Origin of the sequence: Pseudomonas sp., assembly GCF_002796985.1 — a bacterium.
Taxonomy (GTDB): Bacteria; Pseudomonadota; Gammaproteobacteria; order Pseudomonadales; family Pseudomonadaceae; genus Pseudomonas.
Genome location: NZ_PEKX01000022.1, coordinates 45,813 through 61,090, shown reverse-complemented (window position 1 = coordinate 61,090; position 15,278 = coordinate 45,813). Strand labels below are relative to the sequence as shown.

At 65.8% G+C, this 15,278-nt stretch carries 12 protein-coding genes; 6 read left to right on the top strand and 6 right to left on the bottom strand.

What is annotated here, in order from left to right:
- Positions 1-33: 33 nt before the first annotated feature.
- From CTR55_RS25455 to CTR55_RS25445, 3 genes are read right to left on the bottom strand one after another with little or no spacing between them, the layout of a single operon-like run.
- Positions 34-867 carry an ABC transporter ATP-binding protein gene (locus CTR55_RS25455; RefSeq protein WP_296290466.1) on the bottom strand — a complete coding sequence of 278 codons (834 nt, stop codon included), beginning with the start codon at positions 865-867 and terminating at the stop codon, positions 34-36.
- The gene (locus CTR55_RS25450; RefSeq protein WP_296290465.1) at positions 855-1,661 is read right to left on the bottom strand and encodes an ABC transporter permease; all 807 of its coding nucleotides are present in this window, start codon (positions 1,659-1,661) and stop codon (positions 855-857) included. Before CTR55_RS25450 ends, CTR55_RS25455 begins: the two co-directional genes overlap by 13 nt.
- 58 nt (positions 1,662-1,719) lie before the next feature.
- A complete protein-coding gene (locus tag CTR55_RS25445) occupies positions 1,720-2,694 on the bottom strand; it encodes an ABC transporter substrate-binding protein (RefSeq protein WP_296290464.1) in 975 nt (324 codons plus the stop codon).
- 319 nt (positions 2,695-3,013) lie between these two features.
- Between CTR55_RS25445 and CTR55_RS25440 the strand changes: the two genes are divergently transcribed.
- From CTR55_RS25440 to CTR55_RS25425, 4 genes are all read left to right on the top strand, one after another.
- Entirely contained in the window at positions 3,014-5,410 is a 2,397-nt protein-coding gene (locus tag CTR55_RS25440) for a carbohydrate-binding family V/XII (RefSeq protein ID WP_296290463.1), read from the top strand.
- Positions 5,411-5,488: 78 nt separating this feature from the next.
- Positions 5,489-6,463: an AEC family transporter gene (locus tag CTR55_RS25435; RefSeq protein WP_296290462.1), complete on the top strand. Its 975-nt coding sequence runs from the start codon at positions 5,489-5,491 to the stop codon at positions 6,461-6,463.
- A 419-nt stretch (positions 6,464-6,882) separates the two neighbouring features.
- A complete protein-coding gene (locus CTR55_RS25430; RefSeq protein WP_296290461.1) occupies positions 6,883-8,187 on the top strand; it encodes a CitMHS family transporter in 1,305 nt (434 codons plus the stop codon).
- 33 nt (positions 8,188-8,220) lie between these two features.
- On the top strand, positions 8,221-8,979 hold the full coding sequence (locus CTR55_RS25425) for a TerC family protein (protein ID WP_296290460.1): 759 nt from the start codon (positions 8,221-8,223) through the stop codon (positions 8,977-8,979).
- Positions 8,980-9,074: 95 nt separating this feature from the next.
- Here CTR55_RS25425 and CTR55_RS25420 read toward each other — a convergent pair whose 3' ends face one another.
- Both CTR55_RS25420 and CTR55_RS25415 read right to left on the bottom strand, forming a co-directional pair.
- A complete protein-coding gene (locus CTR55_RS25420) occupies positions 9,075-9,548 on the bottom strand; it encodes an LEA type 2 family protein (protein ID WP_296290459.1) in 474 nt (157 codons plus the stop codon).
- A gap of 17 nt (positions 9,549-9,565) precedes the next feature.
- Positions 9,566-10,873 (bottom strand): sorbosone dehydrogenase family protein, encoded by a 1,308-nt coding sequence (locus CTR55_RS25415; protein WP_296290458.1) that lies wholly within the window; start codon positions 10,871-10,873, stop codon positions 9,566-9,568.
- Between the two features lie 370 nt (positions 10,874-11,243).
- Here CTR55_RS25415 and CTR55_RS25410 point away from each other — a divergent pair, with 370 nt between their 5' ends.
- Entirely contained in the window at positions 11,244-12,968 is a 1,725-nt protein-coding gene (locus CTR55_RS25410) for a Na/Pi cotransporter family protein (RefSeq protein ID WP_296290457.1), read from the top strand.
- A gap of 97 nt (positions 12,969-13,065) precedes the next feature.
- A complete protein-coding gene (locus CTR55_RS25405) occupies positions 13,066-14,100 on the top strand; it encodes an AraC family transcriptional regulator (RefSeq protein WP_296290456.1) in 1,035 nt (344 codons plus the stop codon).
- A gap of 84 nt (positions 14,101-14,184) precedes the next feature.
- On the opposite strand, the gene CTR55_RS25400 is transcribed toward CTR55_RS25405, so the two are convergent.
- On the bottom strand, positions 14,185-15,141 hold the full coding sequence (locus CTR55_RS25400; RefSeq protein WP_296290455.1) for an NAD-dependent epimerase/dehydratase family protein: 957 nt from the start codon (positions 15,139-15,141) through the stop codon (positions 14,185-14,187).
- Positions 15,142-15,278 lie beyond the last annotated feature (137 nt).

Sequence of the window (15,278 nt, the reverse complement as noted above, 5' to 3'; positions counted from 1 at the left end):
GAGGGCTGAGGTGAGGGTGGGCGGCGCCGAGTCTCAATGAGCTTCTTCCAGGTCGTCGTGGAGCAGCCCGAGGATCTCGCGCTTCATCTCGATGAACTGGCGGTCCATGACCATGTCCAGCGAACGCGGGCGCTCGATCGGCACGTCGAGGATGCGCTTGATGCGGCCGGGGCGAGCGCCCATGACGTAGACGCGGTCGCCCAGCAGGATGGCCTCGTCGATGTCGTGGGTGACGAACACCACGGTCTTCTTGCTGTGGTCCCACACACGCAGCAGCAGTTGCTGCATCTGCATGCGGGTCTGGCTGTCGAGCGCGCCGAAGGGCTCGTCCATCAGCAGGATCTGCGGGTCGTTCGCCAGCGCGCGGGCGATCGCCACGCGCTGCATCATTCCGCCGGAGAGCTGCTTGGGGTAGTTGTTCTCGAAGCGGCGCAGGCCGACTTCGTCGAGGTAGTAGTCGACGATCTCGCGGCGCTCGGCCGCCGGCATGCCGCGGCGCTTGAGGCCGAACTCGACGTTCTGGCGCACGCTGAGCCAGGGGAACAGGGTGTAGCTCTGGAACACCATGCCGCGGTCGGCGCCGGGGCCGTCGACCAGCTGGCCGCCGACGTATATGTCACCGTCGGTGGGCTCGGCCAGGCCGGCGGTGAGGTAGAGCAGGCTCGACTTGCCGCAGCCGGACGGCCCGACGATCACCGCGAACTGCTGGTCCGGGACTTCGAAGGAGACATTCTCCAGCGCGCTGAAAGTGCCGCCGTCGGGCGTGCGGTAACGCAGGCTGACGTTCTCCACCCGCAGGCGGGCCGGCTTGGCAGGTTGCTGACCGGTCACGGCTTGTTCTTCCTGCTTGATCGCTACTGCGCCCATGACGCCACCTTCAGTCGGATGAATCGGAAGAGTTGGTCGGTGATCAGGCCCAGCAGGCCGATGATGGCGATGGCCAGGAAGATCACGTCGACCTGGAAGCCGCGCATCGCCTTGAGGCTGATGTAGCCCAGGCCGCTGGAGGCGGCGACCAGTTCGGCGACTACCAGGTAGGTCCAGGCCCAGCCCATGGTCACGCGCAGGGTATCGAGCACGCCGGGCAGCGAGGCCGGGCCGAGCACGTGGAGGACCACGTCGCGGCGGTTGCAGCCCAGGGTGTAGGACGCGTTCACCAGGTCCTTGGCGACGCCGCGGGAGACGTCGGCGATCATCACCAGTTGCTGGAAGAACACGCCGAAGATGATCACGGTGACGCGCTGCTCCAGGCCGATGCCGATCCACAGGATGAACAGCGGCACGAAGGAGGTCACCGGCAGGTAGCGGATGAAGTTCACCAGCGGTTCGAGGAACGCCTGGACGATGCGGAAGCTGCCCATCAGCAGCCCCAACGGCACTGACACCAGCGAGGAGACGATGAAGCCGATCATCACCACCTTGACGCTGGCCATCACATGGGTGGCGAGGGTGCCGTCATTGGCCAGGCGAACGCCGGCCGCGAGCACCGCGTCAGGGGTGGGCAGGAACATCGCCGGCACCACACCGCCGTAGGAGAGCCCGGCCCACAGGCCGAACACGAGCAGCCAGCACAGCGTGCCGGCAGACCAGACCAGCTTCAACGGCAGGTCGACCTTGGGCGTCAGGCAACGGCTGAGCCAGGATTGCGAACGACGAGGCATCGCGAATTCCTCCAGGCGAGCGGCGCCAGGCCGCCCGCGGGGACAAAGAGTGAGACGGTTACTCGGAGACGAAGCGCGGGTCGACCAGGTCGTCGTAGCTGACGTCCAGGCGCTTGCCCTGCAGGCCGCTCCAGGTTTCGTTGGCGAGGCGGATCAAGCCCTTGATGTCGCCGGGCTTACCGGGGGCGCCAATGAGTTGCTCGCTCACCGCCTTGTCGTAGAAGCGCACGCCCTTGGCGGCGTCGGCCAGGGCCTTGGGATCGGAGAGGTAGCCGCCGACGCCCTTGGCCATGATCGCGTAGGCCTCCTGCGGGTGGTCCTGGGTGTACTGCACGGCCTTGTAGAGGCCTTTCACCAGGGCTTTCACGTCCTCGGGCTGCTTCTCGATGACGTCGCAGTTGAGGGCGACCACGTCGACGATCACGCCGGGGGTGGTGGAGCTGTCCACCAGCACCTTGCCCTGCTGCTTTTCGCGTACCAGCGAGAGATGCGGCTCCCAGGTCACGGCGGCGGGCACGCGGCCGGCGATGAAGGCGCTGGCCGCGTCATCGGCGGTCATGTTCTGCACCTTGATGTCGCTCATGCTCATGCCGGCGTGCTTGAGCAGGTAGGCCAGCCAGAACTGCGAGACGGAGCCTTCGTTCACCGCCACTTCCTGACCCTTGAGCTGGGCCAGCGAGGTGACGTCCTTGCTCACCAGCACGCCGTCGCCACCATGGCTGTCGTCCAGCGCGGCCACGGCCTTGAAGCAGAACTTGGGCCGGTACTTGAGGATTTCGTCGATGGTGGAGGCGGAGCCGGAGAGCTGGCCGGAAGCCTGGGCCGCCATGTACATCGAGGCTTCCTCGATGGTGGTCAGCTGCAGGTCGAGGCCCTGCTCCTTGAAGTAGCCCAGGTCACGGGCGAGATAGAGCGTGCCATAACCCACCCAGGTGGTATGGCCGATGGTCAGGGTACCGGCCTGCGCGCCAGAAACGACGGCGGCAGCCAGGGCGGAACACGCGATGGAACGCACGAGCAAGGACTTGATCATGAAGCACTCCCACAGCCGTTTGGCTTTTTTGTTGATTTACTGCGGCAGTGGCCAGAAGGCCGGTAAAACCGGGACATGGGCGGCATTAGGCTCTGTGGCCGTAGCATCTGAAGGCTTTGTCTCGCGACATGTCTGACAGACGGATGGTCGCCGAAGCGGGAGGCTCGGAAAATTATTAAATATGTCGTTGCGCCATAAGAAAAAGCTGCCTTGCCGGCGAAACTGCACCAGCATGGCGCAAGGGAGAACTCAGACACGCGCGAGTTGTTTCGCGCTGCACTAAGGTTGAACGCAGCTCTCTTTAACGAAGGTTCCCAGCATGGCTTTACGTCCCGTTCTCTCCGCCCTGGCGCTTGCCATCGGGCTGTCGCTGCACCCTGCTCTGACCGTCGCTGCCGACCTCCAGGCGCCGGCCGTCACCGAATTGAAATGGCCACGGGACTTCGCCGTCGGCGAGCAGCACGTACAGATCTTCCAGCCGCAGATCGAGGGTTGGGACGGCACCCGCATGAGCGGCCGCGCGGCCATCGCCGTCGGCCCCGCCAACGGCGCACCGACCTACGGGGTGGCACAGTTCTCCGCCGCCGCCGCCATCGACAAGGCCAGCGCTCTGGTGCAACTCACCGACCTGCGCATCGACAAGGTGGAAGTGCCCACCGCCCCCGACAGTGCCGGTCAATTGCGCGATGCGCTGGTGGCGCGCCTGCCCAAGGACGGCCTGACCGTCTCCCTCGATGAACTGCAGGCCAGCTACGCGGTGAACCAGCAGTTGGACAAGCTGCGCCACGTGGAAGTGAAGAACGACGCGCCGCAGATCGTCTTCGCCAATACCCCGACCGTGCTGGTGATGATCGACGGCCAGCCGAACTGGCAGGCTCTGCCCAGCAGCGACTTTCAGCGCGTGCTCAACAGCCGCGCGCTGATCCTGCGTGACGCCCAGGGCAACCAATACCTCAACGCCGCCGGCAACTGGTACACCGCGCAGGCGCTGGACGGCGCCTGGCTGGTGCTGAGCCAGCCGCCCAAGGCCCTGGTCAGCGCGCAACAGGTGGCGGAAAAGACCGGCCCGGTGGATGCGTTGCTGCCCAAGGACGGCAAGGCGCCAGGCAAGGCACCGGCCATCCTGGTGGCGACTCGGCCCACCGAACTGATCGTCAGCGACGGCACCGCGCAGATGCAGCCGGTGGACGGCGTCAGCCTGCTGACGATGCACAACGCCGACCATGCGGTGTTCGTCGATCCGACCCACAACACCTGGTACGTGCTGCTGTCCGGCCGCTGGTTCAGCGGCCCCGGCGAGAAGGGCCCGTGGCAGTTCGTCGAGGGCAAGGACCTGCCCGCCGACTTCGCGAAGATTTCGCCCAAGGACCCGAAGGCCAACGTCCTGGTCTCGGTGCCCGGCACCCCGCAGGCCAAGGAAGCCGCCATTGCCGCGAGCATTCCGCAGACCGCCTCCGTCTCGCGCAGCAAGGCGACCATGAAGGTCAGCTACGACGGCGCGCCCAGCTTCCAGCCCATCAGCGGCACCGAGCTGCGCTATGCGGTGAACACCCCGACGCCGGTCATCGAGGTCGCTTCCAACCAGTACTTCGCCGTCACCAACGGTGTCTGGTTCGTCGCCCCCAGCCCCACCGGCCCCTGGCAGGTGGCAACCGAAGTGCCGGCGGCGATCTACGGCATCCCGCCCAGCTCGCCGGTGTATTACGTGACCTACGTGCATATCTACTCGGTCACCCCGCAGACCGTGGTGGCGGGCTACACCCCCGGTTACCTGGGCGTGGTGGTGAACGGCGACGGCACGGTGGTCTATGGCACCGGCTACACCTATCCGGCCTACGTCAGCAGCACCGTGTACTACGGCTATCCGCCCACCTACGGCTACGGCGCCGGCTTCGCCGTGGGCGCGCTGACCGGCTTCGCCTTCGGCTATGCCGCCGGCGCTTACTGGGGCGCGCCAGAGCCTTACTGGGGCCCGTACTGGGGTTCCTACCCGCACGGCGGCTGGAGCTACACCAACGTCAACCAGGCCAACTTCTATGGCCGCTGGGGCCAGGGCACGGTCACCCACGCCTACGGCTACAACGGCTGGACCGGCACCCAGTGGCAGGGCAGCTCGGCGGTCGGCTACAACCCGCGCACCGGCACGCACTTCCAGGGTGCCCAGGGGGCGGCGTTCAATCCGTACACCGATCAGGGTGCCGCGGGCCGTCGGGGTTCCTTCTCCAATGCGTCCACCGGTATCTCCGGTGCGGGTCGCAGCGGCGTGGCCTACGACGCCGACAGCGGCGACTTCAAGGCCGGCCAGCAGGGCATCAAGCACAACGCCCAGACCGGTCGCACCACCATCGCCGAGCGCGGGGTCTCCGGTGACGTGGACGACGGACGCGGCAGCTACGACAAGCAGAACCAGGGCGTCAGCTACAACCGGCGCACCGGCAACGCCGTGGCCTGGAAGAATGGCGACGTCTACGCCGGCCACGACGGCAACGTCTATCAACACACCCAGGATGGCGGCTGGCAGCAACACACCAACAACGGCTGGCAACCGGTGCAGCAGAACCAGGCCAACGTGCGTAGCCAACTGGACCAGCAGTACCAGTCGCGCCAGGTCGGCCAGCAACGCTTCAATCAGACCCAGCGGCAGTGGGGCGGCGGCGGATTCGGTGGTAGCCACTTTGGCGGCGGGCATTTTGGCGGAGGCGGCTTCCGCCGCTGAGTCTGTGGGCAAGGTTTTCCACAGCGCTGGCGGCTGTGGAAAACCGCTCCGGGCAGGGTAAAAACTTATCCACACGCCTTGCCCTTCCCCGCACGCCCTCGGCAAGATGCCCGCTCCCACCACCCTCGCGGGGTTGCCGTGACCGCTCTGTTCCAGGCCCTCTGGCCGTTGTTCGCATTGATCGTCGGCGGCTTCGTGCTGCGCCGCAAAGGCTTTCCCGGCGAGGCCTTCTGGCCCGCGGCGGAGCGGCTCAACTACTTCATCCTGTTCCCTGCGCTGCTGGCCAGCAGCCTGGCCAGCGCACCGCTGAACGACCCCGGCCTCGCCCGTCAGGCGCTGGCGGTGTTGCTAGGCCTCGGCATCGCCTGGACCGTCCTGCTGATCGTCAAGCGTCTGCGTGGCTGGAATGCCGCACGCTTCGGCGCCATTGCCCAGGGCGTGCTGCGCTTCAACACCTACCTGGGGCTCGCCGCGGTCGGCAGCCTGTACGGCAAGCCGGGGCTGACCCTGGCGGCGCTGATGCTGGCGCTGATGGTGCCGACGGTGAACGTGATGTCGGTATGGGCGCTGACCGCCGAGCGCGGCATCAGCCTGCGTTTGCTGCTGCTGCCCATCGTGAGGAACCCGCTGATCCTCGCCTGTGTGGCGGGTGCGTTGCTCAATCTGTCGGGCATCGGCCTGCCCGGCGGCACGGACCGGCTGTTCAACCTGCTGGCGGTGGCCAGCCTGCCGCTGGGCCTGCTCTGCGTGGGCGCTGCGCTACAGCCGCAGGAGTTGCGCGCGGAGGCCTCGGCGCTGGGCTGGAACTGCGCGATCCGCCTGCTGGCCATGCCGCTGCTGGCCTTCGCCATCGCCCGCCTGCTGGCCCTGCCGACGCTGGAAAGCGCGCTGCTGGTGCTGTTCTTCGCTTTACCCACAGCCCCAACCGCCTATGTGCTGACCCGCCAGCTGGGTGGCGAAAGCGGGCTGATGGCCGGGATCATCACCCTGCAAACGCTGCTGGCGGGCGCCAGCCTGCTGCTGGTGATGGGGCTCATCCAGGCATCCGTATGAAGATAGACCGCGCGTAGGAGCGGACTCCGTCCGCGATGGCTTCCAGCGCGTTGCGGACCAATCGCGGACAAAGTCCGCTCCTACGCATGACGAGAAGTCGGAGCCGCCTTGCAGGCTAGCCCAGGGCGCGGGCCTGCAACTTACCCACAAGGTCTGCATGGGTTCGCGAGCAAGCTCGCTCCTGCAAAAGCCGTCCTGATCAGCGGTCATCCCCTGCGAAAGCCTGCTGAAAGCTTGACCCCCTAGCATCGCCGCCTCGGTCGTCCCGGCCGGACCTGCGCTCGCGCAGCGTACAAAAACAACAATCGGTGATCGCCCATGCCCCGTTTCCTGTCTCGACCCGCCCCGACTCCGTCCGCACCGCACGTGCTTATCCACAGCCGCTGCTGAATCCCCCGCGTAGACCCGGAGTTATCCCCATGCTGACTTTCCTCGCCTTCGCCATGGTGGCGACCTTCATGTTCCTGATCATGACCAAGCGGCTGTCGGCGCTGATTGCGCTGATCCTGGTGCCGATCACCTTCGCCCTGCTCGGCGGCTTCGCCAAGGGCCTGGGGCCGATGATGCTGGACGGCATCCGCACCCTGGCGCCGACCGGCGTGATGCTGATGTTCGCCATCCTCTACTTCGCCATCATGATCGACTCCGGGCTGTTCGACCCGGCGGTGCGGCGCATCCTCAAGCTGGTGAAGGGCGACCCGCTGAAGGTGTCGATGGGCACCGCCGCGCTGGCGATGATCGTCTCGCTGGATGGCGACGGCTCGACCACCTACATGATCTGCGTGGCCGCCGTGCTGCCGCTCTACAGCCGCCTGGGCATGAGCCCGCTGCTGATGGCCTGCCTGATCATGCTCTCCAGCGGCGTGCTGAACATGACCCCCTGGGGCGGCCCTACCGCCCGCGCGGCCAGCGCGCTGCACGTGGACCCGGCGGACATCTTCGTGCCGATGATCCCGGCCATGCTCGCCGGTATCGCGGCGATCTTCGCCCTGGCCTGGGTCTACGGCAAACGCGAGCGCGCCCGCCTGGGCGAACTGCACCTGCCCACCGATCACGCGGCCATGGCCGAGGTCAGCGTCTCGCAGTACCCGGAGGCGCGCCGGCCGAAGCTGCTGTGGTTCAACGCCGTGCTCACGGTGATCCTGATGGGCACGCTGATCGGCGGCCTGCTACCGATGCCGGTTCTCTTCATGATCGCCTTCGGTATCGCGATGATCGTGAACTATCCCTGCATTCTCGAGCAGAAGAAGCGCATCGGCGCCCACGCCGAGAACGTCCTGGCGGTGGTCTCGCTGATCTTCGCCGCCGGGGTCTTCACCGGGATTCTTTCCGGAACGGGCATGGTCGAAGCCATGTCCAAGAGCCTGCTGGCGGTCATTCCGCCGGCGCTGGGGCCGTACCTGGCGACCATCACGGCACTGGTGAGCATGCCGTTCACCTTCTTCATGTCGAATGACGCTTTCTACTACGGCGTGCTCCCGGTACTCTCCCAGGCCGCCGCGCAGTACGGCATCACCCCGGTGGAAATGGCCCGTGCCTCCATCGTCGGCCAGCCGGTCCACCTGCTCAGCCCGCTGGTGCCTTCCACCTACCTGCTGGTGGGCCTGGCCAAGGTGGACTTCGGCGACCACCAGCGCTTCACCCTCAAGTGGGCCGTGCTGGTGTGCCTGGCGATCCTCGCCGCAGCCCTGCTGCTGGGCCTGTTCCCCCTGTTCAATAAATGAACAGCTTAACGACTGACTTCGAGTACCGATTAAATGGAATGGCTCACCAGCCCTGAAATCTGGATTGCGTTCTTCACCCTGACTGCCCTGGAGATCGTCCTGGGCATCGACAACATCATCATGATTTCCATCCTGGTCGGCCGCATGCCCAAGCACATGCAGCCGCGCACGCGCTTCTTCGGGCTGGCGCTGGCGATGGTCACGCGCATCCTGCTGCTGCTCTCGATCACCTGGGTCATGCGCCTCACCGCCGACCTGTTCCAGGTGTTCGGCCAGGGCATCTCCGGGCGCGACCTGATCCTGTTCTTCGGCGGCCTGTTCCTCCTGTGGAAAAGCAGCAGCGAGATCTTCCACGGGCTGGAAGGCGAGGATGAAACCGAGGGCGAGCCGAAGAGCGTGATGGGCGGCTTCATCGGCACCATCATCCAGATCGCCATCATCGACATCGTGTTCTCGCTGGACTCGGTGATCACCGCCGTGGGCATGGTCTCCAACGTGCCGGTGATGGTCGCGGCCATTGTCGTCGCGGTGCTGGTGATGATGCTCTGCGCTGGCGCCATCAGCGACTTCATCGACAAGCACCCGTCGCTGAAGATGCTCGCGCTGTCGTTCCTGATCGTGGTCGGCACCGTGCTGATCGCCGAGGCTTTCGAAGTCCATGTGCCCAAGGGCTACGTCTACTTCGCCATGGCTTTCTCGCTGGCGGTCGAAGCGCTGAACATCCGCATGCGCACCGCGCGCGGCAAGAAGGAAGACCCGGTGAAACTGCGCAAGGATATTCCGGGGCAGTAGTTCACAGGCCCTATCGACCGGCAGTGGATAACAGCCAGGCAATAAAAAACCGGGCTATCCACAGCCCGGTTTATCCACAACATCCCTGCACCACCTCAAGGGCGTGCGACCGGCTCCGGCCAGTTCAGCACGCCCTTGTCGTTGAAGCGCACGGTGCCGAACAGCCCGCCAGCCAGCTTGCCGTTGATCTCGTAAGGCATGCCCTGGCGCGGCGGCCCACCGGACAGGCCCCAGGCCTGGCGGAAGGCGGAGAACGCCGAGATGCTCACCGGCACGCTGATCACTTTTTCGCCAAAGCGCGGCACCTGCCCACTGGCGTCACTCACCCCGCTGGCCAGCGGCTGGCCATTGACCGACAGGTCCAGGGCGATGCCGTTGTAGTCGATGGCCTGGTCATTGGGGTTCTGCACCCGCAGCTTCACCGTGAAGCGCGCCTCCATGCCCTGCCCGGTCGCCGGCTCCAGGCCGACCAGATCGATGTTCAGCGGGTCGCGCGTGCCGAACAGGCTGCTGCAGGCGCCCAGCGCCAGCAGTAGGGTTATCAGGGCAATGCGTCGAGCGATGACCATGCTGTCTCCTTATCGAATCACTTCAGGGTAGCCGGGCGCAGCCGCCACACGGTGTTACCCACATCGTCGGCCACCAGCAGGCCACCGAACTTATCCACAGCGACGCCAACCGGACGCCCCATGGCTTCATCGTTGTCGTTGATGAAGCCATCCAGCACCGTCACCGGCTGGCCATTGGGTTTGCCACCGCCGAAGGGGATGAACACCACCTGGTAACCACTGCGCGGCTTGCGGTTCCACGAACCGTGCTGGCCGATGAACACCCCGCCACGATAGCGCTCCGGCAGCAGGCTGCCCTGATAGAAGGCAAGGCCGAGGGAGGCGGTATGCGCACCGAGGGCGTAGTCGGGCACCAGGGCCTTCGCGACCATCTCCGGGCGCGGCGGCTCCACGCGTTTATCCACATGCTGGCCGAAGTAGCTCCAGGGCCAGCCGTAGAAACCGCCGTCCTTCACCGAGGTCATGTAGTCGGGCACCAGGTCGTTGCCCAGTTCGTCACGCTCGTTCACGGCTGTCCACAGGGCGCCGCTGTTCGGCTCCCAGCCCAGACCGTTAGGGTTGCGCAGGCCGGAGGCGAATACGCGGACGTTGCGGCTGGACAGGTCGATCTGCAGGATCGCCGCACGGTTCTGCTCGGCATCCAGGCCATTCTCGCCGACGTTGCTGTTGGAGCCGACGGTGGCGTAGAGGTAGCGGCCATCGGGGCTGGCGAGGATGTTCTTGGTCCAGTGGTGGTTGATCGGCCCGCCCGGCAGGTCCACGACCTTCTCGGCCCTGGCGCTGATCGTGGTATCGCCAGCCCTGTACGGGAAACGCACCACCGCGTCGGTGTTGGCGACGTACAGCCAGTTATCCACAAGGGCCATGCCGAAAGGCGAGAACAGCCCTTGCAGCAACACGCTGCGTTGCTCCGGCACACCGTCGCCGTCAGCATCGCGCAGCAGAGTGATGCGGTTGGCGCTGGGTACCTGGGCGCCGGCCTTGGCCATGACCTTGCCGGCGACCCAATCCTTCAAGCCGCCGGATTCATCCCCGGGTGGTGCGGAACTTTCCGCCACCAGCACATCGCCGTTGGGCAGCACATAGAGCCAGCGCGGGTGTTCGAGCTGGTCGGCGAAGCGCTGCACCTCCAGCCCCTCGGCTGCACGAGGCATTTGCCCGACGGGCCAACCGGTGGCGGTGGCGATGTTGACGGTGGGCAGCAGGCTGCTCTGCGGCTCCGGCAGTTGCGGTTTCGGCCCCGTGCCGGCGGCGAACGGCAAGGCGGACTTGTCGCCGCAACCGGCCACGACCAGCGCAACCAGGAAGGGGAACGACCAACGCATGGGACTACTCCTCGGCCTGCTGCTCCTCGGCCTGTTGTGCATTTATGTCGGTGAACGGTTCTTTCAGCAAATGGTTAGGCAGTCTAAACATATCCGCCTGCCATTCCGTGCGAAATAACCGACGCAAAGCCCGTCGCATCCGCGGTTGATCGGCTTTACTGACAGACAGGATTCCCGGCAAATCAGAGATTTGGCGAACCCTCAGGGAAAAACGAGGGTCTACCATGACAGTCTTGTGACAATCGCCTGAGCGTTGCCGTGTCCTTCTCGGCCCTCCGCGCTGTCTGTACGGAGCCGCGGGCGAGGTCGTTACAGGGTTCGTCGACGGACGCTCCGCCCACGGGCCCATTTGCGTGCAAGGGGGCCCGACATGCTCAAACTGCTCGATCTGCTCTCTGCCGTCGCCCTGTTGGTGTGGGGCACACACATCGTCCGCACCGGCATCCTCAGGGTCTACGGCAGCAACCTGCGAAAAATCCTCAGCCGCAGCGTGCAGAAGCGCCCGTTGGCCTTCGCCGCCGGCATCGGCGTCACCGCGCTGGTGCAGAGCAGCAACGCCACGGCGCTGCTGGCCACCTCCTTCGTCGCCACCGGGCTGATGGCCCTGGCGCCCGCGCTGGCGATCATGCTCGGCGCGGACGTCGGCACGGCGCTGATGGCGCGGGTGCTGACCCTCGACCTGTCGTGGCTGTCGCCGCTGCTGATCTTCTTCGGGGTGATCTTCTTCCTTGGCCGCAAGCAGACCCGCCTCGGCCAATTGGGCAGGGTGTTCATCGGCCTGGGGCTGATCATCCTCGCGCTGCAACTGATCGTCGCCGCCGCCGAGCCGATGACCCAGGCCAAGGGCGTGAAGGTGTTGTTCTCCAGCCTCACCGGCGACGTGATGCTGGATGCCCTCACCGGCGCGCTGTTCGCGATGATTTCCTACTCCAGCCTCGCCGCCGTGCTGCTCACCGCGACGCTGGCGGCGTCCAAGGTGATTTCGCTGAAGGTGGCGCTCTGCCTGGTGGTCGGCGCCAACCTGGGTAGCGGTATCCTGGCGATGATCAGCGCCTCCTCGCAGAACGCCGCCGGCCGTCGCGTAGCGTTGGGCAGCCTGCTGTTCAAGGTCGCCGGCTGCGCCCTGGTGCTGCCTTTGGTGGGTCCGCTGGCCGACTGGATCGACCACTGGCAGTTCAGCGCCGCCGAACTGGTGATTGCCTTCCATGTGCTCTACAACGCCACCCGCTGCCTCGCCTGCCTGCCGCTGACCGGGCAGATGGCTGCCTTCTGCACACGCGTCATGCCGGACCGCCATTCGCCCGAAGACACGGTGCGCCCGCGCCACCTCGACCCGGCAGCGCTGGACACGCCGAGCCTGGCGCTGGTCAACGCGGTGCGCGAGACCCTGCGAATGGGCGATATCGTCGAGCAGATGCTGAACAACCTGATGCAGGTTATCCACAGCGGCGATCCACTGCTGAGCAAGGAGATCCGCAAGCAGGACGACGACGTCGACGCGCTCTACACCGCGATCAAGCTGTACCTGGCGCGCATGCCCCGCGAAGACCTGAGCGAGGCCGATAGCCGCCGCTGGGCGGAGGTCATCGAGCTGGCGATCAACCTTGAGCAGGCCGGCGACATCATCGAACACATGCTTGGCGCCGTGCAGGACAAGAAGACTTCGCGCAGCCACTCCTTCTCCGACAACGGGCTGGAGGAGATCACCGTGCTGCACGGCCAGTTGGTGGCCAACCTGCGCCTGTCCCTGTCGGTGTTTCTCAATGGCGACCAGGAAGGCGCCAAGCGCCTGCGCCGCGCCAAGCAGCGCTTCCGCCTGCAGGAGCGGCGCTTCGCCCATTCCCACGTCGACCGCCTGCGCCAGCAGGTGGTGCAGAGCATCGAGACCAGCTCGCTGCACCTGGACCTGATCAGTGACATGAAACGCCTGAATTCACTGTTCTGCGCCATCGCCTATGCTGTTCTCGACAACCCCGATGCCAGCAGTTCGGCAATCGATGAACCTGTGGAGGACGAGGGCTTCGTCGAACGCGAAGTCGAGGCCGTGCAGGAACATCAGCGGCCGGCTCCCCCCGGCTCCAGCGCGACGGGTTGATGGCCTGGGGGTTTGGCGAACGCTTCGTCGGAACATTCGCCGCCCTCTATAAAGTCCTGATGTCACCACGCCCAGGGTTCGGGCAGAATCCGCCGCCATGGAAGCATGCACTCAATCCCAACGTCCTCCCTCGGTCAGCGCCAGCCTGACCCAGGCCATCCTTCTCGCGGCTGTGCGTCTCGGCCTGAACCGTGATGCACTGCTCGCCGCCAGTGGCATCCAGGAATCCCAGCTCAGCGACCCCGATGGGCGAATCGATTTCGCGCAGCAGGAGTTGATGTGGCGGGTGATTCAGACCGATCTGAAGCATGACGAGCCCGGCCTGGCCATGGGCCGCGCGCTCTCGCCGGCCTCCTTCAGCGCACTGGGCTACCTGCTGCAATCGAGCACCACGATGGGCGACGCCCTCGAATCCGGGATGCGCTACCAGCGCCTGGTGGGCGAAGGCGGCCAGGTGGCCATCGAGGCCCAAACCGAGATCATCTGGGTTACCTATCGCCCGCTGAGCCCCGAACCACTCGCCACCCGCGCACGCGCCCTGACGCTGCTGGCGTTCTGGTCGCGCCAGCTCCGGGCTCTGCTCGGCGGCTTGCAACTGGCCGGTTGTCGCTTCATGCACAGCCCACCGGAAAGTCTCGCGGAGTACGAGAAAGCCTTTGGTTGCCCGCTGCAGTTCGGGGCCGAGGATTACGCCCTCGGCTTGCCTCGGGCACTCATCGATGCGCCTCTGCCGCAGGCCAACCCGTCGCTGCGCGATCTGCTGCGCCAGCACGCCGAAGGCCTGCTGGCGCGGCTGCCCAGCGCCAGTATCAGTGGCCGGGTGGTCACGCTGCTCAGCGAGCAGCTGACTCGCGGCGAACCCGGCCGCGCCGCCGTGGCCAGCGAACTGGGCCTGAGCGAACGCACGCTGCAGCGCCGACTGGCGGAGGAAGGCAGTAGTTATCAACAGTTGCTGGCCGATACCCGCCGACAACTGGCTGAGCGCTATCTCGGCGAAGGCAACCTGCCGGCCACGGACATCGCCGCCCTGCTCGGCTATTCCGAGCCCAGCGTGTTCTTCCGCGCCTTCCGCCACTGGACGGGACTGACGCCAGGCGAGTATCGCCAGCGGCGGCGGCAGGCGGGCGATTAGCCAAGGCGTCTCCGGGGCCGGATGCAGAGCCGGCCCGCAGGCTTTTCAACAGACTTATCTACAGCCTTTCCACAGTGGAGGGCGTCAGCCGTGCGGCCCTCGCGCGGCCAGATAGGCCATGAACGCCTCGCGGCTGGAATAGCGCGGCTGATAGCCGAACTCCTCCTTGAGCCGCCGGTTGTCCAGCACCGGTCGGTAGCGCAGGTAATCCACCTGTTCGGGGCCGAAACGCGACAATCCCAGTGGCTTGAGCAGGCCCAGGCCCACGCGCATCAGGCTCGCCGGCATGGTTCTATAGGGTTTGTCGAGAAGGCCGGCGATCTCGCGCAAGGACAACGCGCCGTCCCCGGCGAGGTTGTAGATACCCTCGCTGCCACGTTCCAGCCCCTGACGGATCACGTTCACCACGTCCTGGTCCCAGATGAACACGAAGCGGCTGCGGTGCCCCAATACCCCCACCAGCGTGGGGCGGGCAAAGAGTTCGGCCAAGGGGTTATGCACACGCCGGCCGAGGATGGTCCCAGGGCGCAGGATCAGTTGCTTGAGCTGTGGATAACGTTCCCGAGCAGTGGCCAGCAATTGCTCGATCTCCTGCTTGCAGCGGGCATGCAGCAGATGGGGGTGGCCGCGCAGCGGATGCGATTCGTCGATCCACTCGGCGTTGTCGCGGTGGAAGCCATAAGCGGCACCGGAACTGGTGACGATCAGTTGCTGGACGCCGGTGTCCCGCGCCGCCTCGATCAATGCACGGGTGCCGCCGACCTCGATCGAATGGCGTTTGTGCGCGGTCATCTCGCGCGGCGGGTTGACCACCGCGGCCAGGTGTACGATCGCATCGGGCCGCCAGTGCTCCACGCAAGCCCGAGTGTTCGCCGCCACGCTCAGGTCCAGCGCCACTGGTTCGATGTTCGGTCGCAGCCCCTGGGACTTGATCCGCTGGATATCGGCGGCAATGAGCGTCCAGTCCAGGTGCTGGACGGCAAGCTCATTGAGCAGGCTTTGCCCGAGAATTCCCGCGGCGCCGGTAATCAGGACACGCATGCAGCCTCCAGATCGCTCCGCGCGGAACGACGACGGGTCCATCACTCAGGTTAGATGATCTGAGCGTAGTGGCGTGGTCAGGCAGCCACAGTGACCTTGCAAGCCAGTGCCCATGACCGAAGATGCCACCCGACAAA